The organism is uncultured Amaricoccus sp. (genome assembly GCF_937858865.1).
Lineage (GTDB): Bacteria > Pseudomonadota > Alphaproteobacteria > Rhodobacterales > Rhodobacteraceae > Amaricoccus.
Genome location: NZ_CALLYO010000613.1, coordinates 1 through 4,430 on the forward strand (window position 1 = coordinate 1; position 4,430 = coordinate 4,430).

Annotated in this window: 5 protein-coding genes and 1 pseudogene; 4 read left to right on the forward strand and 2 right to left on the reverse strand. The window is 68.6% G+C overall.

Annotation, left to right across the window (positions count from 1 at the left end):
* Window positions 1-18: 18 nt before the first annotated feature.
* Window positions 19-690 (reverse strand): helix-turn-helix domain-containing protein, encoded by a 672-nt coding sequence (locus tag Q0112_RS18295; RefSeq protein WP_297977487.1) that lies wholly within the window; start codon window positions 688-690, stop codon window positions 19-21.
* A gap of 81 nt (window positions 691-771) precedes the next feature.
* Between Q0112_RS18295 and Q0112_RS18300 the strand changes: the two genes are divergently transcribed.
* Both Q0112_RS18300 and Q0112_RS18305 read left to right on the forward strand, forming a co-directional pair.
* On the forward strand, window positions 772-1,503 hold the full coding sequence (locus Q0112_RS18300; protein WP_297977488.1) for a DUF1428 domain-containing protein: 732 nt from the start codon (window positions 772-774) through the stop codon (window positions 1,501-1,503).
* Complete coding sequence (locus Q0112_RS18305; RefSeq protein ID WP_297977489.1) at window positions 1,500-2,204, forward strand: glutathione S-transferase family protein; 705 nt, start codon at window positions 1,500-1,502, stop codon at window positions 2,202-2,204. The genes Q0112_RS18300 and Q0112_RS18305 overlap by 4 nt, the downstream gene beginning before the upstream one ends.
* A gap of 96 nt (window positions 2,205-2,300) precedes the next feature.
* Here Q0112_RS18305 and Q0112_RS18310 read toward each other — a convergent pair.
* Window positions 2,301-2,928, reverse strand: a pseudogene (locus Q0112_RS18310) (SUMF1/EgtB/PvdO family nonheme iron enzyme).
* On the opposite strand from Q0112_RS18310, the gene Q0112_RS18320 reads away from it, so the two are divergent.
* Window positions 2,828-4,216: an ATP-binding protein gene (locus Q0112_RS18320; RefSeq protein ID WP_297977490.1), complete on the forward strand. Its 1,389-nt coding sequence runs from the start codon at window positions 2,828-2,830 to the stop codon at window positions 4,214-4,216. The pseudogene Q0112_RS18310 and the gene Q0112_RS18320 sit on opposite strands and share 101 nt — an antisense overlap.
* Window positions 4,213-4,430: response regulator (locus Q0112_RS18325; protein ID WP_297977491.1), on the forward strand; the 218-nt coding region annotated here is incomplete at its 3' end. The genes Q0112_RS18320 and Q0112_RS18325, both read left to right, overlap by 4 nt.

The following is a 4,430-nucleotide window of genomic DNA, read 5'->3' on the forward strand; positions in this document are numbered from 1 at the left end:
AGGTTGAATCAGAAACCACTAAAAAGCGGAATCCCCTTTATAGGGACAGACCCTAAACAGGTCGACGAAGGCTTGTGCGGCTGAGACATCCCCCTCGACCCCGATAAAGCCTTTGGCGATCAGCAGCGGCAGCGGGGCCGTGCCGTAGACGGCCGCCGCCATCGCATTGCCGCTTCCCGTCAGGACGAAGGGCGCATCGGGTCGCGCAACCGCGGTGGTCGACAGGCGGCCACTCGTCAGCCGCATCTCGAACGCCTCCCTTCCGAAGTCGAACCCCGCCAGCGCCGCGCGCCCGCGCGCCCGGTCGCGCATCAGGTTAACGCCCATCGAGATCATCAGCGCCGAGGGGCTGATGAAGCGCGACGGATCGTGCCCCGGCACGGTCAGCGCCCAGCGGCACAGCGCCTCCAGCACCGGCAGCAGGCCGCGCCCCGCATCGGTCAGGGAATAGATGCCCAGACGCTCGTCATGCAGCACTACCCCGGCGTCCCGCAGCTGCGCCAGCCGCCCGTTGAGGACGCTCGCGGTTATGCCCGGCATGCCGGCGCGCAGCATCTGGAAGCGCTTGGGCGCGAACATCAGCTCACGCACCACGAGCAGCGCCCAACGGTCGCCGATCAGGTTGAGCGCATGCGCGCCGAGACAGCCTTCGTCATAGCGGATGCGCGAGGTTTCGCCGGGCTTGGTCACACATCAAGACTATCAGTTGTTTTTTACTACTGCAAGCGGCATGCTCGAATCGAAGGCACTTTCGCCCTGTCGAGAGGAGACATGAAGATGACCTATTTCACCGGCTCCATCGCCGCGGTCCCGGCCGCGAACAGGCAGAAATACGTCGACCACGTGAACGCCGTCTGGCCGCTGTTCCGGAACCACGGCGCCACCCGCATGGTCGAGACCTGGGGCGTCGATGTCCCCAAGGGCAAGGTCAACGATCTCTACGGGGCAGTGAACGCCAAGGAGGGCGAGGTCGTCGTCTTTGCCTGGCTCGAATGGCCGGACAAGGCCACCACCGATGCCGCCTGGCAGAAGATGCAGGGCGATCCGGCCATGACGGGAATGGACATGCCCTTCGACGGCAGCCGCATGATCTTCGGCGGGTTCGAGCCGGTCTTCGAGGGCGGGACCGACCAGGGTGCGGGATGCTTCCAGGGCTTCGCGCTGGCCGTGCCCGAGAAGAACAAGGCCGCCCACGTCAAGATGGCCGGCGAGGCGTGGGAGGATGCGTTCCAGCCCAATGGCTGTCTCGGGATCGTCGAGGCCTGGGGCGTGGACGTGCCGCGCGGCAAGCAGACCGACTTCTATCGCGCCAGCAAGGCCGAGGACGGCGAGGTTCCGCTGTTCAGCTGGACCGCATGGCCCGACAAGGCCACCTGCGACGCCGCCGCCAAGGCGATGGAGGCCGGCATGGAGGGGCAGGAGTTCCCCGAGATGCCCTTCGACGGGAAGCGAATGATGTGGGGCGGGTTCGAGCCCGTCTTCGATTCGGACAAGGGCCGATGAGCGTCGTCCTCTACACCCTCGGCTGGGTGCCAGACTTTCCCTGCGGCTTCGTGCGCGATCTGCGCGTGCGGTGGACGCTCGAGGAGATCTTGCGCCCCTACAAGGTCGCCACGGTTCCCTCGGACCCGAAAAGCGACGAACACCGCGCCATCCAGCCCTTCGGGCAGGTGCCCGCGATCCGGGACGGCGACCTGACGCTGTTCGAAAGCGGCGCGATCGTGCTGCATCTGACTGAGGGCACCCCGCTGCTGCCGGAGGGTCGCCGCGCCGAGGTGACGCAATGGCTGATCGCCGCGCTCAACACCGTCGAGATCGCCAGCAGCGGGTGGATAGGTATGGTGCTGGCCGGACGCTGGCCCGAGATCTTCGGCCCGCCGTCGCCGCCCGAGGCCGTCGAATACGCCCGTCGGACCGTGATCGCCAGGCTGGACGCGCTGGAGCGGCTGATGGCGGATCGCGACTGGATCGTCGGCGATTTCAGCGCGGCCGACATCATCATGGTCGACACGCTGCGCGTCATCGAAGCCGAGGGTGAGTTGACCGACCATCCGGCGCTGACCAGCTATGTGGCGCGCCACCGCCCGGGCTGCCTTCGGCAAGGCCATGGCCGATCACATGGACCACTGGCAGGCAGCGGATGGCGCGCGTCAAATGGAGAGGTCCGCCTGAGCCGCATTCCAATGGCAAGAGAGCGACGATGAGCTTTCAGGGTACCTCCTGCTGGTACGGTGGTGAGCGGAAGCCGAGCCCACTGCCCACCTCGCCTCTTTCTCCGCCGCCGGGATTTGGGAACCCCGTCAGGCCCGCCGGACACAGCGGAAGCCGATGTGGCTCATGCCGGTGTCGACCATCTGGGCGTGGCGCGCCGCTGGCCGGTAGCGGCGCGGGATCAGGATCTCGGGCTCGGCGGGATCGTAGCTGCCCTCGCGGCCGGGACCGCGCGGGTTGTCGGCGGCGCAGCAGCTGGGCTTGTCCGGGTTCGCCGCCGCGTGGCCGGCGGCGAACCAGTCGGTGGTCCATTCCCAGACGTTGCCGCAGACCTCGTGGAGGCCGTAGCCGTTCGGCGGGAAGGACCTCACCGGGCAGGTCCCGGCGTGGCGGTCCTCGGCAAGGTTCTGCCACGGGAAGGCGCCCTGCCAGGTGTTGGCGACGTGCCGGGCCGCGCGGGGCGAGCTCGTCTCCCCAAGCGAACTCGGCGCCGTCGAGGCCGCCGCGGGCGGCGTACTCCCATTCGGCTTCGGTGGGCAGCGACTTGCCGGCCCAGGCGGCGTAGGCTTCGGCGTCCTCGAAGGCGACGTGGACGACCGGGTGATCCTTTAGGCCCTTGATCGAGCTTTCCGGGCCTTCGGGGCGGCGCCAGCAGGCGCCGGTCACCCACGACCACCAGTTGCGGAAGTCACGGGCGTCGACCGGCCCGGGCGTCATGTGGAAGACCGTGCTGCCGTGCGCAGTCATGGCGTCCTCGATGGCGATCGACTTCGTCTCGGGCCTGACCCTCGAGGGGTTCCAGGAGGTCGCGGCCGGGCTTGGCCGGGACACGATCCTGATCATCCTCACGATCTACGAGGACGCGGCCGGGCTGCAGTTTACGCCGCTCAATGCCGCGCAGCTGATCGCCGAACGCTCGAGGGCTCCCTCCTGGGCGGTCTACGACACCTTCATCGGGGGCTGCGTGGTCGGCGGCGAGGTGCAGCGCTTCCGCGACGTAGGCGCGGCGATGGCCGAGCAGGCGCTGCGGCTGGTCGAGGGCGACGTCGAGGTCGCGCCGATGCGCGAGGTGCCGGCACGGCCGGTCGTGGACTGGCGCCAGCTGCAGCGCTTCGGGCTCGACCGCGACCTGCTGCCGGCGAACGCCGTGCTGGAGGTCTACAATCCCTCCGCCTGGGAACGGTATCGGCTGCAGATACTCCTCGCGGTCGCCGTCATCCTTCTCCAGTCCGCCACCATCGCCGCTCTGGTGATCCAGGATCGCCCCCGTCGATCGGCACAGCGCGAGGTCGCCGCACGCCGCGCCGAACTCGCGCATGTCTCGCGTATCGCCCAGCTCGGCGAGCTGTCGGGGGCGCTGGCGCATGAGCTGAACCAGCCGCTGACCTCGATCCTCGCCAACGCCGAGACCGGGTCGCAGCTGATCGCGCGCGAGCCGGTCGATCTCGAGGAGATCGCGGCGATCCTCGCCGACATCGCCGAGGACGACCGACGGGCGGCCGTAATCATCGTCGAGCTCAGGCGGCTGATGTCGAAGGGCGAGACCGACTTCGCGATCTTGGATCTCAACCGCACGGTCGATGCGACCGTCCGGCTGATCCGGAGCGAGCTGCTGATGAGGGAGGTCACGGTCGAGCAAAGGCTGGCCCGCGTGGAGATGCCGGTGCGCGCCAGCCGCCCGCAATTGAAGCAGGTGCTGCTCAATCTCTTGCTGAGCGCGGCGGACGCGATGGCGGAGCAGCCGACCCAGACGCGGCGGGTGACGATAGCGACGATGCTGCGGGACGACGGCTGGCGCGAACTGTCGGTGCACGACCAGGGTCCCGGCCTGTCCGAAGCGGTCGCGGCCGATCCGTTCCGGCCGTTCGCGACCACCAAGACCACCGGGCTCGGCCTCGGCCTCTCGATCTGCCGGACCATCGTCCAGGCGCATGGCGGAACGCTTGAGTTCGACGAAACGGCCGACAATGGTGCCCGCGTCGTTCTCGCCCTGCCGCCGCTATGACCGGACCCGAGCCGCCCCCGATCATCCATCTGGTCGATGACGACCCGGCCGTGCGGCGGGCGCTGAAGCGGCTGCTGGCGGCGGCCGGTCACGCCTGCGAGACCCACGAGAGCGCCGAGGCGTTCCTCTCCCGGACCAGCGGTACGGAGCCCGGCTGCGCGATCATCGACCTGCAGCTTCCCGGCGCCAGCGGCCTCGACCTGCAGGCCCGGCT